Here is a 21800-nt window from a genome sequence, read left to right as displayed (position 1 = left end):
AGATAAGGGGGGAAGATGATGATCTATCTGGACAACAGTGCAACGACAAAACCCTATAAAGAAGTTTTGGATTCATTTTTAAAGGTGTCCGTGGATTTCTTTGGGAATCCATCATCTCTTCATAAAATAGGCGGGCAGGCCGAAAAGCTGCTCCAGCAGGCACGCTCACAGGTTGCAAGGCTGCTGAATGTCAAAGATTCAGAAGTCCTGTTCACCTCGGGCGGCACGGAAAGCAATAATCTTGCCGTCAAAGGAGCCGCTATAGCCCACCGGGAACGAGGCAGGCATATCGTTACTACTGGCATCGAGCATGCGTCCATCACGAATGCGATGATGCAGCTGGAAACGCTTGGTTTTGACATAACATACGTTAAACCGGATGCAAATGGATTTGTCAGTACTGAAGCCATTGAGAGGGAAATGCGGGAAGACACGATTCTGGTTTCTGTCATCCATGTCAATAATGAGGTCGGAACAATCCAGCCGATCAATGAAATCGGCGCGCTCCTCAGGAATTATCCTAAAGCTTTGTTCCATGTCGACCATGTACAGGGAGTCGGGAAGGTACCAATTGATTTCTACGAAGCGGGAATCCATTTATGCACGATTTCCGGACACAAATTCCATGGCTTGAAGGGGACAGGGGCATTGTTTATCAGAGAAGGCGTCCGTCTGTCACCTCTTTTCTCCGGCGGGAACCAGGAATGGAAGCAGCGGAGCGGCACCGAAAACGTTGCAGGCATGGTCGCCATGTCCAAAGCGCTCAGGATGACGATGGAGCAGAGAAAAGAGAAATTGAATCAAATGAAAGCCGCGATGGAAATAGTAAGAAGTGGCATCAGCCAAATTGCTGAAATCACCATCCACACGCCGCCCGAGAACAGTGCGCCGCACATACTGAATTTTTCCATTAAAGGTTTGAAGGCTGAAACCTTTGTACATGCGCTGGAAGAAAAGGATATATATGTATCAACGACAAGTGCGTGCTCTTCAAAGAAGAAGGCACCCAGCAAGACGTTATTGGCGATGGGAGTCCCGCTTGAGAGTGCGGAAAGCGCAATCAGGATCAGCCTGACATACAGGAATACAGTGGAAGAAGCAGAAAAGGCCGTTGAGGCAATAACAGAGGCAGTAAAACATCTAAGCGAGGTAGTAAAAAAATGATCTATGACCGAATATTGGTGCGATACGGAGAAATTTCAACAAAAGGAAGAAACAGGAATAAGTTTATCGATCGGTTACGAAAGAACATCAAAAGAGCTTTGAATGACTATCCGAATGCGGTCATCCAGGCAGATCGCGACCGGATGTTCATCCTCCTGAATGGCGAGGACAGTGACGAAATCGGAAAGAGGCTTCAGAGAATTTTCGGAATCCAATCCTTCAGCCCGGCAATAAAGGTCGAAAAGGATCTGGAAAAAATGAAAGATGCGGCCCTTGAGCTTTTCAGGAAAATCCATAAGCCGGGCCAAACGTTCAAGATTACGGCTAAACGCTCAGACAAAACTTTCGAACTAGATACAAATGAAATCAATTACGAGTTTGGCAGCCATATTTTACGGAATGTGGATGATCTGAAGGTCGATGTGCGGAGGCCGGATCTTAATCTGTTAATCGAAGTCAGAAAAGAAGCTGCCTATATTTCTGCAGAAACGATAAAAGGTGCCGGCGGATTGCCTTCAGCATCCGGAGGCAAGGGAATGCTCATGCTTTCTGGAGGCATAGACAGTCCGGTTGCAGGTTACCTGACAATGAAGCGAGGACTGGAAGTAGAAGGTGTCCACTTCTTCAGCCCTCCTTTTACAAGCGAACGTGCCAAGCAAAAGGTTATCGATCTTTCCGAAAAGCTTGCTGAGGTAAACGGCCATTTCGCACTCCATATTGTTCCGTTCACAGAAATCCAGCAGGCCATCCACAAGCAGGTCCCTGAGAATTATACGATGACCACGACCAGACGGCTGATGCTGCGCATAACCGATGCGATTCGTGAAAAACAGGGCGGCTTAGCAATCATTACGGGAGAAAGCCTGGGCCAAGTCGCCAGCCAGACGCTTGAAAGCATGTACGCCATCAATGAAGTGACCAGCACGCCAATCATTCGCCCGCTCATTACAATGGACAAGCATGAAATCATGGACATTGCCCATAAAATCGATACCCATGACATTTCCATCCGTCCATATGAGGATTGCTGCACCGTATTTGTGCCTTCTTCACCAAAAACAAAACCGCGCCTGGAAAAGGTCCAGAACTTCGAAAGCTACTTTGACTTCGAAGAACTGATCCAAAAAGCCGTCGACGGCACAGAACGCATGGTCATCAAACCTGCTTCTGAAAGAAAAGATGATCCGATGGACGATTTATTTTAAAGGCTCTGTTATTGCTCAATGTTGATTTTCCCACCTGTTGATTGTAGGGGAAGGCACGTAGACTCCTCCGAAAATGCTAACGCATTTCCATTGTGCGTGGGCCATTCGGAGAAGCTATTCAGGTCCTGCTGGATCAGCTGGAAAGCTGAGACCCCGCAGACGCCAGCCCAGCGGAAAGCGAAGTGCCGGAATGGAAATCAACAGTAAAATTTAAAGAGGTATTTTTATAAAAAACATTGTTTAAGAACATGTAAATATAAACACCATATTCGTTAAAAATTTGTGAACAATTACCAATTAATGAATTGTATTAAGCCATGTGTTTCTACACACTCTATACTCACAAGGAGGTGAAACACATGGCAAACAACAACAACTCAAACCAACTTCTAGTTCCTGGAGTACAACAAGCTCTTGACCAAATGAAGTACGAAATCGCTACAGAATTTGGTGTACAACTTGGCGGAGAAACTACTTCTCGTGCTAACGGTTCTGTAGGAGGAGAAATCACTAAGCGTCTTGTTCAAATGGCTGAACAACAACTTGGTGGCGGATTCTCTCGCTAATCAAAAATGAATAATATGGCTACAAAGAGCGGGGCAGATGCCCTGCTCTTTTTTTTGTGCAATCGGACAGGTTTGAGTCCTTACGGTAGAAAGCTGTCCGATAGAACCCCGCAAACGGACAGGTTTGTGTCCTCCAGGTAGAAAGCTGTCCGATAGAGCGTCTCAAACGGACAGGTTCGCGTCCTCCATGTAGAAAGCTGTCTGATAGAGCGTCGCTAACGGACAGGTTGAAATCCTCCAGGGAGAGAGCTGTTCGATTGAGTAACAAATAATGAAAAATTATGAGAAATGTGACCATCATCCAGGGTACAGTTTTAGAGCAACAAAGAAATGGATCCTTGCCCCTCCATTCAAATATTATCGCGAAAAAATGTTATCTTATAATTTTTAATTTTTAAATAATTTTGTATAATAGGAAGTGGGGATATACAGGCTAAGGCGATAAAGTCTTTTATCAGCTTCGGCCAACAAAAAAATTAGTAGGGGGAAGAGTATGAACAGAGAGCAATTGATTGCGCCACAAAAGTATAATCTAGTATCAGAAATGGAGCGCTTTGCACAGGATCCACAAAGAAAAGCGATCCAATGGGAAAATGAAGCAGGCGACACTGAAGAAATTACATACCATGAGCTTCTTACAAATGCGAATAAGATTGGAAACGTTTTCTCGAGTCGCGGACTGCAGAAAGGTGATGTGGTCCTGGTCGTTGTTCCAAGATTGATTGAAGCCTACCAAGTGTATATTGCCTCCCTGAAGATGGGACTGGTTGTTATTCCAAGTTCCGAAATGCTCAGGACAAAGGATTATCAATACCGGATCAATCATGGAGACGTAAAGGGGATCATCAGCTATGCTCCTTTTACTGAAGAATTCTCTGAAATCGAAGATGCAGATAACCTTCATAAGTTTGTGATTGGAGGAGAGAAGGAGGGCTGGATCCATCTTGATAAGGAAATGGAATCAGCATCCGAGGATTTTGAGCTAGCCGCTACCGAACGGGACGATATGGCATTCCTGAGCTATACTTCAGGAACGACCGGGAATCCAAAGGGAGTTGTCCACACTCATGGCTGGGCATACGCGCATCTGCGTACAGCGGCCACAAACTGGCTCGGCATCGAGGACGGAGATACAGTATGGGCGACTGCGGGTCCGGGCTGGCAAAAGTGGATATGGAGTCCATTCCTGTCAGTATTGGGAACCGGAGCAACGGGACTGGTTTACCACGGCAAATTCGAGCCTCAGAAATACTTGTCTCTTTTACAAAAATATAATGTCAACGTGTTATGTTGTACGCCTACAGAATACCGCTTGATGGCAAAAGTGGAAAACCTGGGCGATTACAACCTGCCGGGTCTTCACAGTGCTGTTTCTGCTGGAGAACCGCTTAACCGGGAGGTCATTGAGACCTTCAAAAAGCATTTCAATGTCGACGTTCGCGATGGTTATGGCCAGACTGAAAACACATTGCTGGTCGGCGTGACGAAAGGAATGGAATTAAGGCCTGGGTCCATGGGCAAGCCGACACCAGGAAACAAGGTTGAAATCATCAACGAAAACGGTGAGCCTTGTGCACCTGGCGAAGTGGGCGACATTGCTGTACATGTCGAAACACCAGCATTGTTCAAGAACTACTATAAGGATCCTGAAAGGACTGCCATGCAATTCCGCGGTGACTACTATGTGACCGGGGACAAAGCAAGCAAGGACGAAGAAGGATACTTCTGGTTCGAGGGACGCGGTGATGATATCATCATCAGCTCTGGTTATACAATTGGGCCATTCGAAGTCGAGGATGCGCTTGTTAAACATCCGTATGTCAAGGAATGTGCAGTAGTCGCATCTCCTGATGAGATCCGCGGACATATCGTTAAAGCGTTTGTTGTCCTGCGTGATGGTATCAGCCCTGAACAGGAAAACCTGGTTGCTGAGCTTCAGGAGCACGTCAAGGAGCTGACAGCGCCATATAAATACCCAAGAAAAATAGAGTTCCTTGAAGAGCTTCCAAAAACAACATCCGGAAAAATCCGCCGGGTGGAATTAAGAAAGAAGGAACTCGAAGCTGCAAGCAAATAAGTTCAGAAGCAGGCCAGTGATGGTCTGCTTTTTTGCAGATTAAATTACAAGACAGACGCCGCCAAAAAATGCGTTGAGGAAGTAAACTTGGGTATATTGAAAGTAGAAAGGGTGATCAACTTTGAAAATAGAAATTAGAGAGGCAGCTATGAATGAATTGAACAAAATAGGGTTTGAAGATGGAGAAGGAATCAGGATACTCGCAGAGTTTGTCGGCACATGCTCCATCGCGACCGATATTGAGCTGCAGATCGAAAAGAAACAAAAAGAGGATGAAGAAGTGGTCGAGAAGGGTATAAGCTTTTTCGTGCCGGCAAAATCGCTGGAATCCCTTCCCGAAAAAATCTTCCTGGATTTCAAGCCGGGCTTTGGTTATAAAATTTCTTCAGCAGAGGAGACCTTCGGTTACAATTTTAAACTGAAAAAAAATAGCCCTGGCCGGGTTATTTTTTTTTGCTCATAATATCCTAATGTTTAATCCGGACGAAGGAAACACCTATTTTGTCTGTTATTGGTCTTAAAAAAAGATTGTCAGTCCAGTCTTTCGGTCTTATAATGATATTATTTCGAGTCTGGAAAGATTAGGAGGACGCACACAAATGGACCAACGGACTGAACAACAAGCTGGCGTATTATACGCAGCATTATCTTATATTATATGGGGGGTTCTTCCAATCTATTGGAAGCTTCTCGATCACGTGAACGCGGATGAAATATTGGCGAATCGTGTTTTCTGGTCTTTCTTTTTCGTAGCTGCGGTCCTGTTGATGAATAAAAAGTGGGGTCTCTTCACCGGTACATTACGGGGGCTGGCAGAGAATAAAAAGAAGATTGCAGCACTGACGGTTGCTTCGATGCTGATCAGCATCAACTGGTTCATCTACATTTGGGCCGTCAATACGGATCAGATGATTGAAGCAAGCCTTGGCTACTATATCAATCCACTCGTCAGCGTCCTGCTGGGTATGGTTTTTCTTAAGGAGAGACTGTCAATCATTCAGTATATCTCGTTTGCGCTGGCGGCCATCGGGGTTCTGGTCATGACGGTATCCTACGGGCAATTTCCCTGGATCGCCTTGACGCTCGCGGTATCCTTCGGGCTCTACGGTCTCGCGAAGAAATTGATCAAAGTCGACTCAACTGTCGGCCTTGCACTTGAAACCCTGGTCGTGATGCCGATTGCTGCAATCTATATTGGCTACCTGGTTTCAAAGGGCTCTGACTCGCTGTTCGCGGGTTCGTGGTCAACAAGTTTGCTGCTTGCAGGTGCTGGCGCCGCGACGGCTTTACCGCTGTTGTTTTTCGCCAAAGGAGCACAGAGGATTCCGCTGGCCACCCTGGGAATCCTGCAGTATATTGCGCCAACTCTGACCCTGATGCTTGGAGTATTCATCTACCATGAAACCTTCTCTGCCGTCCATTTACTGGCCTTTACCTTCATCTGGTCAGCACTGATCCTCTATTCATTGTCGAGGACAAAGATTGCAGCAGCATTAAGTCTCAAAATGAAAAAAGAAAAAGGCATGCCGATGTAAAAAAAGAGCTGCGGGATATTCCTGCAGCTCTTTTGCTTATAAGAATGTCCTCTTCACTTTTTCCCAGAAAGAGTTGTCCTTCAGTTTAACCGTCTTGATGATTTTATTGCTTAATTTCACATCAAATTTCTCGACATGCTGGATGCTGAGCGCTTCATTATCCATGCCCATGATCGGATAATCATTGCCATCCTGTGCAACCTTGAACGTCAGCTTGCGGTCCCCGCTGAGGATGAAGGAGGAGCCCAATGTCCGGTAATGATTATTGTTGACGGAAGCAAGCTCGCTTACCTGCATGCATGGCAGCAATGGATCGACCACTGCGCCATTGACAGACTTGTTATATGCTGTGCTGCCTGTAGGAGTGGCGACAATCATGCCGTCCCCGCGGAACGTTTCAAAGTGCTTGTCATCGATGAAAACGTCCATCACGAACGCTTTAATGATTGCAGAACGTACGCTGAACTCATTCAAGCATGTAAAGGTAGTTTCACCATCAACCGTGACATCGATCGTTGGATAGCGCCGCACTTCGATTTGCGCGGTCTGGATGGCTTCAATCATTTTATCGGTATCTTCAAGATGGAAATCGCAATACATATTCAGGGAGCCAGTCGTCGAAATTCCGGCATACAGGCAATCATCGCGGAACCCTGTTTTTCTGACGGCCTGCAGGAACGTCCCGTCATCGCCGATGCTGACAATGATATTCGCAATTTTATAGTCTGTGACAATATTGAAATCGAACCGGCGCGCCAGCTCATAAAGCGGCTCAACTTTTTCCAACATGGTTGTGTCTGGTTTATGGTAAAAATAAATATTGCGGCGTTCTGGCATTACTGATTCCTCCAAACATTATGTATTTCTTCCATATTTTTACCCACTTTTTAAAACTTTTGCTAAAATAAATGGTATTGACATAAGTTTATCATTTTTTCATAACGTTTTGAAAGAAAGAGGAACTGACAAGGGGGCTTTATAATGAATGGTAAAAGGTGGGCGGCATTGGGAATTGCCGCTGGTTTGTTTATTGCATCAACATTTATAAATTTTCTCTCGACGATTGCATTTGGTGACGCGGAAAACGCGTTTAACGAATTTTTTGCTGTGTCTGAGGAGATGTTCGCGGAGGAAATCATTGAAGAAGGTGACATGCTGAGTAAAATCGCAGTATTGAATATCGACGGGGTCATCCAGGATACAGGTGACGCCCAGTCCTTCTTTGAGAGTCCTTTGTACAATCACAGAGCGTTCATGGACCAGCTGGAATATGTAAAAGACTCTGAAGACGTGAAAGCAGTCATCCTGAGAGTCAACTCCCCTGGAGGCGGCGTCGTGGAAAGCGCAGAAATCCATAAAAAAATCAAAGAAATCCAGGAAGAAACAAAAAAGCCGATCTATGTATCAATGGGATCGATGGCAGCTTCAGGAGGGTATTATGTAGCAGCTCCTGCCGATAAAATTTTCGCCAGCCCGGAAACATTGACAGGATCGCTGGGTGTCATCATGCAGGGCATCAACTATGCAGGACTTGCTGAAAAGTACGGTGTCGAGTTCAACACCATTAAAAGCGGTCCATATAAGGACATAATGAGCCCGACGCGAGAAATGACCGAAGATGAGCGCGAGATCCTTCAATCGATGATCAATAATTCTTACGAAGGCTTTGTCAAAGTAATTTCTGAAGGACGCGGGATGTCTGTACAGGAGGTCAAGAAAATCGCGGATGGCAGGATCTATGACGGACGCCAGGCGAAAGAATTGAATTTAATCGATGATTTTGGCTACCTTGAGGATGTCATTGATAGGGTAAGGAAAGATGAGAAATTGGGCGATGCAATGGTTGTCAAGTATACGCAAAGCATGAGCTTCGGCTCTCTTTTCAGCATGGGAGCACAAAAAGTGATAGGGAAAGACTCGGAGATGGCAGGATTGATGAAGTTATTGTCCCAGCCAAATTCTCCGCGCTTGATGTATCTGTATGCTGAATAAGGAGGGACAACAATGAACTCAAATGAATTTGAAAAAGAAGAAAAAAACCTTTCTGATTCTGAAGCAAGAGAGGTTCCTGGGGCTGAACCGATTGAGCCTGTCCATTCTTCCGTTATCCAGCCGGAAGAAAGGCCGGTGACTCAAGCAGCTGTGACCTCTGCACCAATTGAGTCAATACCGCACCAGCCAGAGGAGGGCAGCCACCTTCCTATAGAACGCTATGCCGGGCTTTACGCGGGATTCTGGATGCGCTTCTGGGCATACTTGCTGGACCTGCTTGTCATCGGCAGCATCAACAGGATGATCATTAATCCGGTGTTCCGTGCTTTGGACTTTTCCTTGTTTGAGGATAAGATGTTTACACCAATGGCCATCGCAACGGCTATAGTATTCTACCTGTACTTTGTGCTGATGACTAAGTTTTATGGCCAGACCCTCGGAAAAATGGTCTTTGGTTTGAAGGTGGTCGACCTGGACGGAAAGAAACTTACATGGGGAACGATCCTCTTCCGTGAATGGATTGGCCGTTTCATCTCGGCAACATTGACCGTTCTGTATGTCGTCGTTGCTTTTACAAAAAAGAAACAGGGTTTGCATGACCTGTTCGCTGATACAACCGTCATATACGAGCCTCGTTAAAAGTGAACCTGCTGCGGCAGGTTTATTTTTTTGCCTTTCTGTTGATAATAATAAGCTGAAAGGTTGTGGAGGACGATGAAATGGGTGCTGCTCATCATACTGATTCTCACGGTGCTGGCCATTATAATTCTTATAACCAAAGTTAAGATTTTTTTAGATTATTTCCACGGCAATGATAATGATCATTTCAAGGTCACCATAAAGGCATGGGGCGGGCTTATAAGGATTAAGATGGAGATTCCAGTTGTAAAAGTGGATGACAATTCCCCGACGCTCGTGACGGAGGAAAAATTAAGTGTGGGACCTAAAGATAATCTGAAACAAGAGAAAACTTCGCAGGCTGATAAAACGGACCTGTTAAATAGTATCAAGGATGTCAACCAGCTGGTCATCCATGTTGTCGGTCTCCATAAAATCATCCGGGATTTTTTGAAGAAGGTAACAATCCGGAACATAGAGTGGCACACGATGGTCGGAGTCGGCGATGCAGCGGCGACGGGTGTGCTCTCGGGGGCTTTCTGGGCAGTGAAAGGCGGGGCAATTGGCATTCTCAGCCACTATATGAAACTGAAAGAGATGCCGGTCATGACCATCACCCCGAGTTTCCAGCATGCTGTTTCAATTACTAGTTTTAAATGTATGTTTCAAGTCAGAGTCGGGCATGCTATTTTAGCAGGAATAAAGCTGGTTAAATATTGGAAAGGCGGCTGGCCAGAGTTTAAAACAAAGCCATTGTCTGTCCTTTCTGGTGATAAAACTAAAACTGTTTAACAAGGAGGAACACGGGAATGTCTGAGCATCCAATTCAAGGACTGATGACAACTGCCATGGAAAGCTTGAAAGAAATGATTGATGTCAATACGATCATTGGAGACCCTGTAGAAACTCCCGATGGAAGTGTGATTCTGACGGTATCCAAAGTAGGATTTGGTTTCGCAGCAGGCGGAAGTGAATTTGTTTTGGAAGGTTCTAAGGGTGGATCAGGCGGATCGGGCGGAGAGAAATCTGGTGGCAGCCAGCATCCGTTTGGCGGAGGAAGCGGGGGCGGTGTATCCATAACACCAATCGCTTTCCTGATCGTCAGCTCAAGAGGAGTCAAGATGCTGCATCTTGATGAAAGCACTCATTTATATGAAAAAATCCTGGATCTTGCACCGCAAGCTGTTGAAAAAATTCAGCAGATGATGTCTAAGAAAGACCAGAACAGCCAGGATGGAAACCAGCAGCAGAATCAAAATCAAAATCAATCTGCACAGTCTGATTACAACGGACCAAAAACAGATTTTGAATTCTAAGGTGGATGGGCTGCCTTTTCAAACGGAAAGGCAGCTTACTTATGCAAAAATCATTCTATTAGATTAAGGGCTTTTAATCAGAGGCCAGTAAAATAATTGCAAAAAAATTCACTAAAAGATATATTAACACTGTACATATAATGGACAAGGAGGATGAGCAGGTATGGCATCTGTTACATTTAAGGGGAACCCAGTTACATTACTAGGCAATGAAGTAAAGGTTGGTGACCAGGCACCTGATTTTAAAGTGCTTGCAAATGACCTTTCGGAAGTGACTCTTCAGGACACAAAAGGTCAGGTACGCCTGATCAGCGTCGTTCCTTCACTTGATACAGGAGTTTGTGATGCGCAGACTCGCCGTTTCAATGAAGAAGCAGCAAATCTTGACAATGTTAAGATTCTGACAGTGAGCGTCGACCTTCCATTCGCACAGAAACGCTGGTGCGGAGCAGCTGGAATCGAAACTGTCCAGACTCTGTCTGACCACCGTGAACTTTCTTTCGGTGAAGCTTATGGAGTGGCAATCAAGGAACTGCGTCTGCTTGCACGCGCTGTGTTTGTTGTTGATTCAAGCGACAAAGTTACTTATGTGGAATATGTAAGCGAAGCAACTGATCATCCAAACTATGAAGCAGCAGTAGAAGCTGCAAAGCAAGCCAGATAAGCACCTGAGAACAAGCCGCAGAATCCTGCGGCTTGTTTTGCTGATACAGCCATAATTCTTGTGGACCAGTTAAAACAGGGCTACAATAAATAGATATCTATTTAAATCGGGAGGAAGATTGTGAGTATGACTCCGGTAGAACAATTATTTACCGCATTCAATACAACTGCGGATCTTTTAAAAGAAGAACTTTCATGTACATATTTAGAGGCACTGGCCGAAACTGGGGAGAACATGTTCCAGGGAACGGTCCTCCAGGATGAACTCAATGAAGTTGCGAAGAAGAGACTCGAAAAAGTCTATAAGGACATCAATCTGGAGGCTTTCAGCCGGGAGGATATCCGCAAAGGCTTCCAGCTTGCCATATTGAAGGGCATGAAAGAACATGTCCAGCCGAACCATCAGATGACACCTGATTCAATCGGGATGTTTATTGGATACCTGGTCAACAAATTCATTGATAAAAAATCGTTCACTCTGCTGGACCCTGCGGTCGGGACAGGAAATCTCCTGGCGACTGTGCTAAATCAACAGACAGGGAAGGAAATCGATTCTGTAGGGGTAGAAATCGATGACCTGCTGATCAGGCTTGCGTTCGTAAATGCCAACCTGCAGAAGCACCCGGTTGAATTTTTCAATCAGGACAGCCTTGAACCGCTGTTTGTCGATCCGGCGGACGCAGTCATTTGCGACCTTCCGGTAGGTTATTACCCAAATGACCTCAGGGCGGATACTTATGAAGTGAAAGTGAAAGAAGGCCATACGTATTCCCATCACATGTTTATCGAGCAAAGCACGAAGCATGCAAAAGACGGGGGGTATTTGTTCTTCTTGATTCCCAATGGCTTGTTTGAGAGTGAACAGGCTCCAATGCTGCATGAATTTATTAAAAAGCATCTTATTGTACAGGGCGTTTTACAGCTCCCGTCTTCCCTATTCAAAAATAAGCAGGCAGCGAAGAGCATCCTCATTCTTCAGAAAAACGGGGAGGGCGTCGCAGCACCGAAACAGGCGCTGCTCGCAGAGCTTCCAAAGCTTTCTGACGGACCTGCCGTCAACCGGATGCTCAATAAAATCGACGTCTGGTTCCAGGAAAATAAGACGACAGAAAAATAAAGCGAAGAACCGGTTGAATTGCCGGTTCTTTTTGCGGTTTAAAGGGTAAATACACCATGGCAATATTTTTTTCTAATCATTCGAAGTATCTGAATAAATACTCATTTGCAGTTTGGATAACCTTTGCTTGAAATGTGAAAAAGACAGTGTTTAAATGGGAAATTGAGAGATATATTTGCAGCCTGTGGCACACAATAAAGGTGTACTATTTCACTGTATATTCAATCAGGTTGTTATATAAAAGGAGCGGTACAACATGTCTAAAATCATTGCAATCAATGCCGGCAGCTCGTCCCTTAAGTTCCAGCTGTTCGAAATGCCGAGCGAAGAAATCATCACAAAAGGAATTGTGGAAAGAATCGGCCTTAAAGATTCCATTTTTACAATTACGGTAAATGGTGAAAAGAACAAGGAAGTTACCGATATCCCTGATCACGAGGTAGCAGTAAAAATCCTTCTTGATAAGCTGACATCCCTTGGCATCATTCAATCACTCGATGAAATCGAAGGAATCGGCCACCGTGTTGTTCACGGCGGTGAAGAGTTCAGTGATTCCGTCATTATTACGGAAGACGTGTTACAGAAGATCGACAAGCTTTCTGAGCTTGCACCATTGCACAACCCGGCGAACATCACGGGCATCCGCGCATTCCAGCAGGTGCTTCCGAATGTTCCTGCGATTGCGGTGTTTGATACAGCATTCCACCAGACAATGCCTGAAAATTCATTCCTGTACAGTCTTCCCTATGACTACTATAAAAAGTACGGAATCCGTAAATACGGCTTCCACGGAACTTCACACAAGTATGTATCGCAGCGTGCAGCTGAAATGCTTGGACGCCCTGTCGAACACCTTCGCCTGATTTCCTGCCATCTTGGCAACGGCGCAAGTATCGCAGCGATCGAAGGCGGCAAATCAATCGATACTTCCATGGGCTTCACTCCGCTTGCAGGTGTGACAATGGGAACGCGCTCAGGTAACATTGACCCTGCGCTTATCCCATATATCATGGAGAAAACAGACAAGACTGCTGACGAGGTATTGCAGGTCCTTAACAAAGAGAGTGGGATGCTCGGCGTATCCGGCTTCTCAAGCGACCTTCGCGATATCGAGGATGAAGCAGAAAAAGGCAACGAACGTGCAGAGCTTGCCTTGAAGGTATTCGGTGACAGAATCCATAAATACATTGGATCATACGCTGCACGCATGTGCGGTGTTGATGCGATCATCTTTACTGCTGGAATCGGCGAAAACAGCTCAGCGATTCGTGCGCGCGTATTGCAAGGACTAGAATTCATGGGCATCTACTGGGATCCGGCATTGAACAAGGTTCGCGGTGAGGAAGCATTCATCAGCTACCCGCACTCACCAGTTAAAGTTATGGTCATCCCGACAGACGAAGAAGTCATGATTGCACGTGATGTCCTGCGTCTGGCAAAATAAGTTTTTTCGGCAGAAGCGATATGCTTCTGCCTTTTTATGGTCCATTTTTTTCATAGATCTGTTGGATACAGCCCTTTTCATGTGGAAGGGTTTTTTGTGCTATACTGGAAGAAAATGCACATGCTGGAGGTTATTCGATGCCTTTGACTGAACGGGAACAAAAGGTGCTGGATGAATTAACTGTTTGGGAAAACAAGCTGTATGATTACGAACCGAATGATTTCGAATTAGCATACGACCGGTATCTCGAGCGATCGTTTTCGCTTCTTCCGGAGGAAGTCCAGGAACGTTTTTTCTCGCTTTTTGACAGCGGGCTGTTCCACCTTCACTCGATGATTCAAGGTGCGCAGCTGCAGATGGACGCCAAAGAACGGATTTTGGCGGCAGGACGGGTGTTCCAGCCGGAATTGGAAACGATCCAGGATTTAAGGAAATTGCCGATCGAACAACTTGAATATATTGCAGGCCAGCAAATTGCCCGCCATCGGATTTATTCTTTGGTTCAGGGCGGCATGTCAGGCAGCGGCGGAAACCTCGTGCTCGGAGCAGATATGCCGGCAATGGCCGTCATCAACCTGAGGGTTGTGCAGCTGGTCGCGATGACATATGGCTTCGAAGTCAACACTCCATTTGAGATGATGGTCGCTTTGAAGGTATTCCATACTGCGACCATGCCTGCAAGGATGCAGAGCGCGGGCTGGGAAGAGCTGAAAAGAGACCTTGAGGAAGCGGACGACTTTTATTTTTACCAGGGCAATGAGGACCTGACAGATGTCACATGGCTTGAACAGCCGATCAAACAAATTTTTAAAGGAATGGCGATTCTCCTATTCCGTAAAAAGCATTTGCAAGGCCTGCCTGTGATCAGCATGGCGATTGGAGCAGGCGCAAATTATCAGTTGACCAGAAGAGTCACGGACTTTGCCCATAAATTTTACCAGATGAGATACTTCAAAGAAAAAGGGGCGCTGTAGAGGATGAGCACACAGGAACACAAACAGGCAGCACCAAGCCAGGTGCGCTGCAAGGTGATTACAGTAAGCGACACAAGGACGCCGGATACGGACAAAAGCGGCAAGCTGATGATGGAAATGCTTGAGGCGGCGGGCCACAAGATCGTCGATTACGTCATCGTCAAAGATGAGGCTGAACCGATCAGATCCGAAGTTCTGAAAGGCTGCAGCAATCCGGATGTAGACGTCGTGCTGACAAATGGCGGAACAGGCATCGCCAAGCGAGATGTGACGATTGAAACGGTTCAGAGCGTATTTGATAAAGAAATCCCGGGCTTCGGAGAAATCTTCCGCATGCTGAGTTACCAGGAAGATATCGGATCGGCAGCCCTGTTATCGCGAGCAGCCGCCGGCGTCGTCAACGACCGAGCGGTATTCTCCACACCGGGATCAACAGGCGCCGTCCGCCTGGCGATGGACAAGCTGATCATCCCGGAGATTGGACATGTCGTAAGAGAACTGACGAAGGATTTATAATAATAACGTGGATGAAATCCTATATGGGTTTCATCCTTTTTTTGTTGCTTCGTAAAGCATTATGAAGGCTATGAGCGTTGGATGAGTATTGACTGTCAGATCCCAGCGATGGAGAAAGACCTTCTCAAGTGGGACTTCGGACAAAATCAACGGAGGGAGCGTCTGAAATGTCCGAAGATGGGTGGACTTCGGACAAAATCAATGGCGGAAGCGGCTAAAATGTCCGAAGATGGATGGACTTCGGACAAAATCAACGGAGGGAGCAGCTAAAATGTCCGAAGATGGATGGACTTCGGACAAAATCAACGTCGGAGACGCTCAAAATGTCCGAAGATGGGTGGACTTCGGACAAAATCAACAGTGGAAGCGGCTGAAATGTCCGAAGATGGGTGGACTTCGGACAAAATCCCCGGTGACGACGCTCAAAATGTCCGAAGATAGAGGACTTCGAAAAAAATCACCTCGGCTATCCGTAATTAAGCAATGTTTAATAAAAAGGTGAAAGTGCAGTCGTTATCGAAATAAACCGATGGACAATAAAAACAATCATATAGGAGGAGCGGAATGTGACTGTGATGGAAATAGTACGAATAGATGAAAATGCCTCTCTGTTAAAACAAATAGCTGCATTGTATCAAGAGGTCTGGAATAAAGAGGATCGTTCATGGGAGGAGCGCCTGGTAAGACACTCAGGGTATGAAGGCTTTAGAGGGTTCGCAGCTTTAAATGATAATGGAGAAATTGTTGGTTATTCATATGGTTACACTTCTTTGCCCGGACAATTCTATCATAATTTAATGGCAAAAGAATTTGCAGAATCGGAATATGATAAGTGGCTGAAGGGTTGCTTTGAATTTGTTGAATTGGCAGTACACCCGGCACATCGGAATCAGGGTCTTGCAAAAGAGCTGATCAATCTTTTATTGGACGGAGTCGTACATAAAACAGCGGTTTTAACAACCCAACAGACTAATCATTCTGCCCAGAAGCTATATGAACGCCTAGGCTGGCACGTTTTGAAACACTCGTTTTATCCAAGCGCGGAAGGTGAACCATATGTAATAATGGGCAGGAGATTGACAACATGAAATTCCTCATTGCCGTACCCTTTATATTACTTGGCTCCATTTTGGTTGGATCAACTGTAGATCAATTAAATCCATTGGAGAATGGGTTGTTGCGCGCAACTGGAGCAGTGTTTTTGATTTTGGGAGTCTTTATCGCAACAAGGAAAAATAGCAAAAAATAGCCTGGAGTTCTCTCCAGGCTATTTTTTATTGATGCAATTTATCACTTGTTATATCCTGATGGGTCCGGTACCAGAGCCAGAGGTCGTTGATGATGGAGGCTAGTTCAGCAATTTCGCTATTCAACTCGCAGGAGCGGATGAAATTGCTTTCATCTGACAGCTGCGCCTGTTTGACGTTGATGTTTATTTCAAGCTCGGCAATCCGATCGGGGATGCTCCCGCGGATCTTTTCCCAGTGGAGCAGGATGGCGTGCTGTGTATCAATGTCATACCCATCCCAATTTTCCTTCAGGTCAGGCAGGGGAATGCCCAATCGGCTGTTATAAAGAAAATACTGTTCCATGTCTGATGGTGCCCCCAATCCGATAATCATTGCTTCCATTCTACTATACTTTCATACACGCTTCCACTGCTTACCCGTCCTTCAAGCGAATTTTAAAAAAGTTCTTGAAAAAATGAAGCAAACCTGTTAATTTAATAAACATGAATAAAAATTTATATAAATGAATAAATATTCTAACCGAGAAGGAGCTAATAAGAATGACAAATAATAAAGTTGTGCTTGCCTACTCAGGCGGCCTTGATACTTCTGTTGCGATTAAATGGTTAAAGGACCAAGGATATGCTGTAATTGCCTGCTGTCTTGATGTCGGGGAAGGAAAAGACCTTCAATTTATCAAAGAAAAAGCATTGAAAGTCGGAGCGATCCAATCCTACGTTTTGGATGTGAAAGAAGAGTTCGCTAATGATTATGCACTTTTTGCACTGCAGGCACATGCATTGTATGAAGGGAAATATCCGCTAGTTTCCGCTCTATCACGTCCGCTCATTTCTAAGAAACTAGTAGAAATCGCCGAAATGGAAGGGGCTTCAGCGGTAGCGCACGGCTGCACGGGAAAAGGGAATGATCAGGTGCGTTTTGAGGTATCGATCAAAGCCTTGAATCCGGAGCTTAAGGTCATTGCTCCGGTCCGTGAATGGAAATGGTCACGTGAGGAAGAAATCGCTTATGCCGCTAAGAACGGCATCCCGATTCCGATCAACCTTGACAGCCCGTTCTCCATCGACCAGAACCTTTGGGGAAGAAGCAATGAGTGCGGAATCCTTGAAGATCCATGGCAGGCTCCGCCAGTCGAAGCATATGAACTGACAGCTGAATTGGAAGACACACCCGACACGCCAGATGTAATTGAGATTGAATTTGTTGAAGGTGTGCCAACAGCGATTGATGGAAAAGCATACCCGCTTTCAGATTTGATTCTGGAGCTAAACGCATTGGCAGGCAAACACGGAGTCGGAAGAATCGACCATGTCGAGAACCACCTTGTCGGCATCAAGTCACGCGAGGTATATGAAGCCCCTGCAGCAATGACATTGATTAAAGCGCACAAGGAACTCGAGGATATTACCCTCGTAAAAGAAGTAGCCCATTTCAAACCGGTCATCGAAAAGAAGATGACAGAATTGATATATGAAGGCTTATGGTTCTCCCCATTGCAGGAGGCTTTGGCAGCATTCTTAAAATCCACCCAGAAGCATGTAACTGGTACGGTACGCGTTAAATTATTCAAAGGCCATGCAATTGTGGAAGGAAGAAAATCTCCTTATTCCCTTTATGATGAAAAACTGGCAACATACACAGCTGATGATGCATTTGACCACACTGCAGCTGTTGGGTTCATTAACCTTTGGGGACTTCCAACGGTAGTTCACAGCATGGTGCAGGGCAAGAAGGTGACAGTGTGAAGAAATTATGGGGCGGCAGATTTACCGGGTCCGCCGCGGAATGGGTGGATGAGTTCGGTGCATCCATAGGCTTTGACCAGGAATTAGCGGACCAGGACATTCATGGCAGTATCGCGCATGCCACAATGCTGGCGAAGTGCGGGATCATCACAGAGGATGAAAAACAAAAGATCATTGAGGGCCTGAAAAAACTTCAGCACCAGGCAAGCAAGGGGGAACTGGAATACTCGGCAAAACTCGAGGATATCCATTTGAATATCGAGCATCATCTGACAGAACTGATCGGACCGCTCGGCGGAAAGCTGCATACAGCAAGAAGCAGGAATGATCAGGTTGCGACCGACATGCATCTGTATCTGAAAGAGCAGGTAGCTCAAATCATTGAGCTGATTGCCGATTTCCAAAAGACCTTGCTTGAACAGGCTGAACAAAATATCGAAACCATCATGCCAGGATATACCCATTTACAGAGGGCACAGCCCATTTCGTTTGCCCATCATCTGATGGCATACTTCTGGATGCTTGAACGCGATAAACAGCGCTATGCTGACAGTTTGAAAAGAATCAATCTTTCTCCGCTTGGAGCAGGGGCGCTTGCCGGGACGACATTCCCGATTGACCGTCACTTCACTGCCGAGTTGCTTGGCTTTGAAGGGATCTATGAAAATAGTCTGGATGCCGTGAGTGATCGCGATTTTATCCTTGAATTTCTCTCTGGCAGCTCAATCTTAATGATGCACCTGTCGCGGCTGTGCGAGGAAATCATCCTCTGGTCGAGCCAGGAGTTCCAGTTCGTTGAACTATCGGATGCATTCACAACAGGAAGCAGCATCATGCCGCAAAAGAAAAACCCGGATATGGCTGAATTGATCCGCGGCAAAACCGGCCGTGTATACGGAAGCCTGATCGGATTGCTGACAGTATTGAAGGGATTGCCTCTGGCGTACAACAAGGATATGCAAGAGGATAAAGAAGGCATGTTCGATGCGGTCAAAACGGTAACAGGATCTCTGAAGATTTTCGCCGGAATGGTAAGTACGATGAAGGTGAAACAAGAAAAAATGGAGAGCTCAGTCAAGAACGACTTCTCAAATGCCACGGAACTGGCCGATTACCTAGCAGCGAAAGGTGTTCCCTTCCGGGAGGCTCACGAAATCGTAGGGAAGCTTGTACTGGAGTGCATCCAAAAAGGCTGCTATCTTGCCGACTTGCCGTTAGAGGAATACAAAGAAATGAATTCTTTATTTGAAGATGATATTTATGATGCTTTGAATCCATATAACGCTGTTGAGAGAAGAAACAGTGCCGGCGGAACTGGATTTTCGCAGGTCAAAAACCAGATTGATAAGGGAAAGTCTCTTTTTGTATAAAAACAAGCACGCAGCCGTATCGGCTGCGTGTTTCCATTGTAATCAGTTTTCTTTGTCAGTCCGGACGACCAGTACATCACATGATGCATACCGGGTGATGTGTTCGGATACACTTCCGATGAAGAATCGCTCTACTGCATTCATGCCTGTCGCTCCGCATATGATTAGGTCGGCGTTGTACTTTTTAGCAACATCTTTCGCAATTTTTACCTTTGGTGATCCATAATCGATTTCGTAGCTGACGTCTTTGATTCCAGCTTCGATTGCCTGCTGCTTGTAACTTTCCATAAGCTCTGTGGCAAATTGGTTCGCACGCTCTGAGATGGTGCGGTCATATGCCTCCACAGTGGCAAAGGTGCGCAAATCGATGATATGAGTCATGACCAGACTGGCATCGTTCCTTTTTGCGATCTCAATGGCTTTCTTGAAAGCCCATGCTGCTTCTTTAGAACCATCAACGGCAACTAAAATGTTCTTATAATATAGCGCCATAGTTCTCGCCTCCTTTACCTTTATTATACAACAGTTTCTTTGGTATAGCTGTGACAATCCAACGAAAACTATAGTTGCAAGCATCATGTAAAAGGAGGAAATACCCATGAAAAAGAAAGAGCAGTACGGACAGTCGTTTTATGATTTTGATGATCAAGGTGTCATGCAGGTAAGCCAGCAAATCATGGATTCGTATAACAGCGGAGTAGTTGGGCAAGAGCAAATGAAAGCGGCTGTGGAACGGGAAAATGAAGAGTTGAGGTAGGTTACAAGAGGGCTTGCTGGGGATATGTTGTTCCCGGCAAGCATTTTTATTATATTTTTAAAATTAAAAATATACAGAATAGTATATTTTAGGTAAATCTGTACGAATTGTTTTGCCAAAAGGCTTTTTTTCTACTAAAATGAAAGTGTTTTCATCCTTGCTTCTTTTATTCTATTTTCCTCTATACTATGATTCATTTTACAAAGGAAAATGATATAGTAGTGGCAGGGCCGAAATGATAGGGCAATTATTAAAATAGGAGGTATGCAATAATGCGTATCGGTGTACCTAAAGAGATAAAAAATAATGAAAATCGCGTGGCTATGACGCCTGCGGGAGTAGTCAACCTGGTGAACTTCGGTCACGAAGTGTACATTGAAACAGGAGCTGGTCTTGGTTCTAGCTTCACTGACGAGGACTACAAAGCTGCTGGCGCATTGATCGTAGGCTCTGCGGGGGAAGCATGGGCACAGGATATGGTCATGAAGGTGAAAGAACCTCTGCCAGAAGAATACGGTTATTTCCGTGAAGGCTTAATCTTATTTACATATTTGCATCTTGCTCCTGAACCAGAGTTGACGAAGGCTTTGATCGAGAACAAGGTTGTTGGAATCGCATATGAGACTGTTCAGCTTGCAAATGGCTCACTTCCATTGTTAACACCAATGAGTGAGGTTGCTGGCCGTATGTCTACACAAATCGGAGCACAGTTCCTTGAAAAAGTACACGGCGGAAAAGGCATCCTTCTTGGAGGAGTTCCAGGTGTACAAAGAGGAAAGGTAACAATCATCGGCGGCGGTGTCGCTGGAACGAACGCAGCTAAAATGGCTGTAGGCCTTGGTGCTGAGGTAACAATGATCGACTTGAACCCAGACCGTCTTCGCCAGCTGGACGATATTTTTGGTTCTGATATTACGACGCTCATGTCAAATCCGTTCAACATCGCTGAAGCGGTAAAAGCATCTGACCTTGTAATCGGTGCTGTATTGATTCCAGGTGCCAAAGCTCCTAAACTGGTAACGGAAGAAATGATCCAATCCATGAATCCGGGATCTGTTGTTGTCGATATCGCAATTGATCAGGGCGGAATTTTCGAAACAACTGACAGGATCACGACTCATGACAACCCTACTTATGAAAAGCATGGCGTTGTTCACTACGCAGTTGCCAACATGCCTGGTGCTGTACCTAGAACATCCACGATCGCACTGACCAATGTGACAGTGCCATACGCGGTTCAAATCGCGAACAAAGGGTACAAGCAGGCTTGCCTGGACAATGAAGCATTGCTGAAAGGCATCAACACGCTTAACGGTTATGTAACTTACAAAGCAGTAGCAGAATCACATGACCTTGTTTACTCTGAAACAAAAACTTTATTAGAGCAAATCTAATCATATAAAGATCCGGAATCCAGATTCCGGATCTTTTTTATCGGAATGGACGGCTTATTTTCGGACAATACTGTTTAAAATCTTTTCATTTTAGCGT

At 45.5% G+C, this 21800-nt stretch carries 25 protein-coding genes; 22 read left to right on the top strand and 3 right to left on the bottom strand.

Going from position 1 to position 21800, the window contains the following annotated elements; translation table 11 throughout:
* Nucleotides 1-18 precede the first annotated feature (18 nt).
* From EJA10_RS08135 to rarD, 6 genes are all read left to right on the top strand, one after another.
* On the top strand, nucleotides 19-1164 hold the full coding sequence (locus tag EJA10_RS08135; protein ID WP_125479656.1) for a cysteine desulfurase family protein: 1146 nt from the start codon (nucleotides 19-21) through the stop codon (nucleotides 1162-1164).
* Nucleotides 1161-2369 carry a tRNA uracil 4-sulfurtransferase ThiI gene (thiI, locus tag EJA10_RS08130; RefSeq protein WP_125479517.1) on the top strand — a complete coding sequence of 403 codons (1209 nt, stop codon included), beginning with the start codon at nucleotides 1161-1163 and terminating at the stop codon, nucleotides 2367-2369. Before EJA10_RS08135 ends, thiI begins: the two co-directional genes overlap by 4 nt.
* A gap of 359 nt (nucleotides 2370-2728) precedes the next feature.
* Nucleotides 2729-2935, top strand: a complete 207-nt coding sequence (locus tag EJA10_RS08125) for an alpha/beta-type small acid-soluble spore protein (protein WP_125479516.1) — start codon at nucleotides 2729-2731, stop codon at nucleotides 2933-2935.
* 493 nt (nucleotides 2936-3428) lie between these two features.
* On the top strand, nucleotides 3429-5012 hold the full coding sequence (mbcS, locus tag EJA10_RS08120) for an acyl-CoA synthetase MbcS (RefSeq protein ID WP_125479515.1): 1584 nt from the start codon (nucleotides 3429-3431) through the stop codon (nucleotides 5010-5012).
* Between the two features lie 121 nt (nucleotides 5013-5133).
* Nucleotides 5134-5475, top strand: coding sequence for an iron-sulfur cluster biosynthesis family protein (locus tag EJA10_RS08115; RefSeq protein ID WP_125479514.1), 342 nt, complete (start codon nucleotides 5134-5136; stop codon nucleotides 5473-5475).
* A gap of 136 nt (nucleotides 5476-5611) precedes the next feature.
* On the top strand, nucleotides 5612-6547 hold the full coding sequence (rarD, locus tag EJA10_RS08110; RefSeq protein ID WP_125479513.1) for an EamA family transporter RarD: 936 nt from the start codon (nucleotides 5612-5614) through the stop codon (nucleotides 6545-6547).
* A 36-nt stretch (nucleotides 6548-6583) separates the two neighbouring features.
* On the opposite strand, the gene EJA10_RS08105 is transcribed toward rarD, so the two are convergent.
* Nucleotides 6584-7384 (bottom strand): NAD kinase, encoded by an 801-nt coding sequence (locus EJA10_RS08105; protein ID WP_125479512.1) that lies wholly within the window; start codon nucleotides 7382-7384, stop codon nucleotides 6584-6586.
* A 144-nt stretch (nucleotides 7385-7528) separates the two neighbouring features.
* Between EJA10_RS08105 and sppA the strand changes: the two genes are divergently transcribed.
* From sppA to EJA10_RS23315, 12 genes are all read left to right on the top strand, one after another.
* Complete coding sequence (gene sppA, locus EJA10_RS08100; protein ID WP_125479511.1) at nucleotides 7529-8539, top strand: signal peptide peptidase SppA; 1011 nt, start codon at nucleotides 7529-7531, stop codon at nucleotides 8537-8539.
* Between the two features lie 12 nt (nucleotides 8540-8551).
* On the top strand, nucleotides 8552-9178 hold the full coding sequence (locus tag EJA10_RS23765; RefSeq protein WP_125479510.1) for an RDD family protein: 627 nt from the start codon (nucleotides 8552-8554) through the stop codon (nucleotides 9176-9178).
* 75 nt (nucleotides 9179-9253) lie between these two features.
* Nucleotides 9254-9949, top strand: coding sequence for a DUF2953 domain-containing protein (locus EJA10_RS08090; RefSeq protein ID WP_125479509.1), 696 nt, complete (start codon nucleotides 9254-9256; stop codon nucleotides 9947-9949).
* Nucleotides 9950-9966: 17 nt separating this feature from the next.
* A complete protein-coding gene (gene ytfJ / locus EJA10_RS08085) occupies nucleotides 9967-10473 on the top strand; it encodes a GerW family sporulation protein (RefSeq protein ID WP_125479508.1) in 507 nt (168 codons plus the stop codon).
* Nucleotides 10474-10636: 163 nt separating this feature from the next.
* The gene (tpx, locus tag EJA10_RS08080; protein WP_125479507.1) at nucleotides 10637-11137 is read left to right on the top strand and encodes a thiol peroxidase; all 501 of its coding nucleotides are present in this window, start codon (nucleotides 10637-10639) and stop codon (nucleotides 11135-11137) included.
* Between the two features lie 126 nt (nucleotides 11138-11263).
* Nucleotides 11264-12253: a class I SAM-dependent methyltransferase gene (locus EJA10_RS08075; protein ID WP_425462083.1), complete on the top strand. Its 990-nt coding sequence runs from the start codon at nucleotides 11264-11266 to the stop codon at nucleotides 12251-12253.
* 256 nt (nucleotides 12254-12509) lie between these two features.
* Nucleotides 12510-13697, top strand: a complete 1188-nt coding sequence (locus EJA10_RS08070) for an acetate kinase (protein WP_125479505.1) — start codon at nucleotides 12510-12512, stop codon at nucleotides 13695-13697.
* Between the two features lie 137 nt (nucleotides 13698-13834).
* Nucleotides 13835-14671 carry an EcsC family protein gene (locus EJA10_RS08065; protein WP_125479504.1) on the top strand — a complete coding sequence of 279 codons (837 nt, stop codon included), beginning with the start codon at nucleotides 13835-13837 and terminating at the stop codon, nucleotides 14669-14671.
* Nucleotides 14672-14674: 3 nt separating this feature from the next.
* Entirely contained in the window at nucleotides 14675-15187 is a 513-nt protein-coding gene (locus EJA10_RS08060) for a MogA/MoaB family molybdenum cofactor biosynthesis protein (protein WP_125479503.1), read from the top strand.
* 81 nt (nucleotides 15188-15268) lie between these two features.
* Entirely contained in the window at nucleotides 15269-15457 is a 189-nt protein-coding gene (locus tag EJA10_RS08055; protein ID WP_125479502.1) for a hypothetical protein, read from the top strand.
* Nucleotides 15458-15762: 305 nt separating this feature from the next.
* The gene (locus EJA10_RS08050) at nucleotides 15763-16275 is read left to right on the top strand and encodes a GNAT family N-acetyltransferase (RefSeq protein WP_246017731.1); all 513 of its coding nucleotides are present in this window, start codon (nucleotides 15763-15765) and stop codon (nucleotides 16273-16275) included.
* A complete protein-coding gene (locus EJA10_RS23315; RefSeq protein WP_170169094.1) occupies nucleotides 16272-16436 on the top strand; it encodes a hypothetical protein in 165 nt (54 codons plus the stop codon). The genes EJA10_RS08050 and EJA10_RS23315 overlap by 4 nt, the downstream gene beginning before the upstream one ends.
* Nucleotides 16437-16461: 25 nt before the next feature.
* Here EJA10_RS23315 and EJA10_RS08045 read toward each other — a convergent pair whose 3' ends face one another.
* Nucleotides 16462-16779, bottom strand: coding sequence for a hypothetical protein (locus tag EJA10_RS08045; RefSeq protein WP_125479501.1), 318 nt, complete (start codon nucleotides 16777-16779; stop codon nucleotides 16462-16464).
* 197 nt (nucleotides 16780-16976) lie between these two features.
* Here EJA10_RS08045 and EJA10_RS08040 point away from each other — a divergent pair, with 197 nt between their 5' ends.
* Together EJA10_RS08040 and argH are read left to right on the top strand one after the other, a co-directional pair.
* On the top strand, nucleotides 16977-18182 hold the full coding sequence (locus EJA10_RS08040) for an argininosuccinate synthase (RefSeq protein WP_125479500.1): 1206 nt from the start codon (nucleotides 16977-16979) through the stop codon (nucleotides 18180-18182).
* The gene (argH, locus tag EJA10_RS08035; protein WP_125479499.1) at nucleotides 18179-19552 is read left to right on the top strand and encodes an argininosuccinate lyase; all 1374 of its coding nucleotides are present in this window, start codon (nucleotides 18179-18181) and stop codon (nucleotides 19550-19552) included. The genes EJA10_RS08040 and argH overlap by 4 nt, the downstream gene beginning before the upstream one ends.
* Nucleotides 19553-19594: 42 nt before the next feature.
* Here the strand turns inward: argH and EJA10_RS08030 are convergent, their stop codons facing one another.
* Nucleotides 19595-20044, bottom strand: coding sequence for a universal stress protein (locus EJA10_RS08030; RefSeq protein WP_125479498.1), 450 nt, complete (start codon nucleotides 20042-20044; stop codon nucleotides 19595-19597).
* Between the two features lie 106 nt (nucleotides 20045-20150).
* Here EJA10_RS08030 and EJA10_RS23310 point away from each other — a divergent pair, with 106 nt between their 5' ends.
* Nucleotides 20151-20309: a hypothetical protein gene (locus tag EJA10_RS23310; RefSeq protein ID WP_170169093.1), complete on the top strand. Its 159-nt coding sequence runs from the start codon at nucleotides 20151-20153 to the stop codon at nucleotides 20307-20309.
* Nucleotides 20310-20581: 272 nt separating this feature from the next.
* Entirely contained in the window at nucleotides 20582-21703 is a 1122-nt protein-coding gene (gene ald / locus EJA10_RS08025) for an alanine dehydrogenase (protein WP_125479497.1), read from the top strand.
* Nucleotides 21704-21800: the final 97 nt, after the last annotated feature.

The organism is Mesobacillus subterraneus (assembly GCF_003937825.1).
GTDB lineage: Bacteria > Bacillota > Bacilli > Bacillales > Cytobacillaceae > Mesobacillus > Mesobacillus subterraneus.
Note: the sequence above shows the minus strand (reverse complement) of the source record. Positions and strands in the feature narration are given on the sequence as shown.

Coding starts and splice junctions, on each gene's coding strand:
- EJA10_RS08135 (WP_125479656.1), top strand. CDS start 19: ATGATCTATCTGGACAACAGTGCAACGACAAAACCCTATAAAGAAGTT.
- thiI (WP_125479517.1), top strand. CDS start 1,161: ATGATCTATGACCGAATATTGGTGCGATACGGAGAAATTTCAACAAAA.
- EJA10_RS08125 (WP_125479516.1), top strand. CDS start 2,729: ATGGCAAACAACAACAACTCAAACCAACTTCTAGTTCCTGGAGTACAA.
- mbcS (WP_125479515.1), top strand. CDS start 3,429: ATGAACAGAGAGCAATTGATTGCGCCACAAAAGTATAATCTAGTATCA.
- rarD (WP_125479513.1), top strand. CDS start 5,612: ATGGACCAACGGACTGAACAACAAGCTGGCGTATTATACGCAGCATTA.
- EJA10_RS08105 (WP_125479512.1), bottom strand. CDS start 7,384: ATGCCAGAACGCCGCAATATTTATTTTTACCATAAACCAGACACAACC.
- sppA (WP_125479511.1), top strand. CDS start 7,529: ATGAATGGTAAAAGGTGGGCGGCATTGGGAATTGCCGCTGGTTTGTTT.
- EJA10_RS23765 (WP_125479510.1), top strand. CDS start 8,552: ATGAACTCAAATGAATTTGAAAAAGAAGAAAAAAACCTTTCTGATTCT.
- EJA10_RS08090 (WP_125479509.1), top strand. CDS start 9,254: ATGAAATGGGTGCTGCTCATCATACTGATTCTCACGGTGCTGGCCATT.
- ytfJ (WP_125479508.1), top strand. CDS start 9,967: ATGTCTGAGCATCCAATTCAAGGACTGATGACAACTGCCATGGAAAGC.
- tpx (WP_125479507.1), top strand. CDS start 10,637: ATGGCATCTGTTACATTTAAGGGGAACCCAGTTACATTACTAGGCAAT.
- EJA10_RS08075 (WP_425462083.1), top strand. CDS start 11,264: ATGACTCCGGTAGAACAATTATTTACCGCATTCAATACAACTGCGGAT.
- EJA10_RS08070 (WP_125479505.1), top strand. CDS start 12,510: ATGTCTAAAATCATTGCAATCAATGCCGGCAGCTCGTCCCTTAAGTTC.
- EJA10_RS08065 (WP_125479504.1), top strand. CDS start 13,835: ATGCCTTTGACTGAACGGGAACAAAAGGTGCTGGATGAATTAACTGTT.
- EJA10_RS08060 (WP_125479503.1), top strand. CDS start 14,675: ATGAGCACACAGGAACACAAACAGGCAGCACCAAGCCAGGTGCGCTGC.
- EJA10_RS08055 (WP_125479502.1), top strand. CDS start 15,269: ATGAGTATTGACTGTCAGATCCCAGCGATGGAGAAAGACCTTCTCAAG.
- EJA10_RS08050 (WP_246017731.1), top strand. CDS start 15,763: ATGGAAATAGTACGAATAGATGAAAATGCCTCTCTGTTAAAACAAATA.
- EJA10_RS23315 (WP_170169094.1), top strand. CDS start 16,272: ATGAAATTCCTCATTGCCGTACCCTTTATATTACTTGGCTCCATTTTG.
- EJA10_RS08045 (WP_125479501.1), bottom strand. CDS start 16,779: ATGGAACAGTATTTTCTTTATAACAGCCGATTGGGCATTCCCCTGCCT.
- EJA10_RS08040 (WP_125479500.1), top strand. CDS start 16,977: ATGACAAATAATAAAGTTGTGCTTGCCTACTCAGGCGGCCTTGATACT.
- EJA10_RS08030 (WP_125479498.1), bottom strand. CDS start 20,044: ATGGCGCTATATTATAAGAACATTTTAGTTGCCGTTGATGGTTCTAAA.
- EJA10_RS23310 (WP_170169093.1), top strand. CDS start 20,151: ATGAAAAAGAAAGAGCAGTACGGACAGTCGTTTTATGATTTTGATGAT.
- ald (WP_125479497.1), top strand. CDS start 20,582: ATGCGTATCGGTGTACCTAAAGAGATAAAAAATAATGAAAATCGCGTG.